Source organism: Clostridium homopropionicum DSM 5847 (assembly GCF_001263795.1).
Lineage (GTDB): Bacteria > Bacillota > Clostridia > Clostridiales > Clostridiaceae > Clostridium_H > Clostridium_H homopropionicum.
Genome location: NZ_LHUR01000035.1, coordinates 1 through 557, shown reverse-complemented (window position 1 = coordinate 557; position 557 = coordinate 1). Strand labels below are relative to the sequence as shown.

The window sequence follows — 557 nt, the reverse complement described above, 5'->3', positions numbered from 1 at the left end:
TTAGCTAGATGGGTTTCCCCATTCGGAAATCTGCGGATCACAGGCTATTTGCGCCTACCCGCAGCTTATCGCAGCTTATCACGTCCTTCATCGGCTCCTAGTGCCAAGGCATTCACCGTGCGCCCTTTCTAACTTGATCGTTAGATGCATGACTTGTCAAAATCTTCGATTTTGCTTACAAGTCAGCACTCCTCAGCTCTGCTGAGTGAGCTTCATTTAGTAATTCATTTAGAGTTACTAATGAATAGTATTTTGCCTATGCAAAACTTGTTTTTTCTTATATTCACTGTGCAATTTTCAAAGAACAACTTTCTATAGTTGACAATTCACAATTGATAATGGACAATTTATGATTAAATTATCTTTTTAATTATCAATTTAAACCGCAAATATAGTTTTGAAAGACTTTTAATTGTCAATTGACCTTATGGTCTCTCAAAATTAAACAGAATTAAGAACCAGTCTATGAAAGCTGTGATGCTTTCATTTCTCCCTAGAAAGGAGGTGATCCAGCCGCAGGTTCTCCTACGGCTACCTTGTTACGACTTCACCCCAAT

At 38.2% G+C, this 557-nt stretch carries 2 rRNA genes; both read right to left on the bottom strand.

Going from position 1 to position 557, the window contains the following annotated elements:
- A 23S ribosomal RNA gene (locus tag CLHOM_RS14165) occupies nt 1-139 on the bottom strand; the annotation flags it as partial.
- Between the two features lie 358 nt (nt 140-497).
- Nucleotides 498-557 (bottom strand): 16S ribosomal RNA (locus CLHOM_RS14160); the annotation flags it as partial.